This window comes from Brumimicrobium salinarum (assembly GCF_002844555.1).
In the GTDB taxonomy this organism is placed as follows: Bacteria; Bacteroidota; Bacteroidia; order Flavobacteriales_D; family Crocinitomicaceae; genus Brumimicrobium; species Brumimicrobium salinarum.
This window is the reverse complement of record NZ_PJNI01000066.1, coordinates 1-240: the sequence shown is the minus strand read 5'-3', so window position 1 is coordinate 240 and position 240 is coordinate 1. Positions and strand designations below refer to the sequence as shown.

Sequence of the window (240 nt, the reverse complement as noted above, 5' to 3'; positions counted from 1 at the left end):
CATAAACATTCTCAATAAAAAAATATATTTTCCTGCTCCTGTAGCAATCCGTTACAAATGCTCTAAAAGACGGATAAACCTCCAATACTTTCTCTTTAGCACGATCGATCCTTTTTTTTACAATCTTCTCAGGCACAGAAATATAATTTGATATGTCCATATAGCTAAAACCAAGAACATAAAATGAAAGAGGAATGATATTCAAATCACTTATCCTTGCAATAGCCTCATCAAAATCCG

General features: G+C 32.5%; 1 protein-coding gene. It reads right to left on the bottom strand.

The window, feature by feature from the left end:
• A partial coding sequence (locus CW751_RS15605; RefSeq protein WP_101335850.1) for a hypothetical protein occupies positions 1-240 on the bottom strand: 240 nt, incomplete at both ends.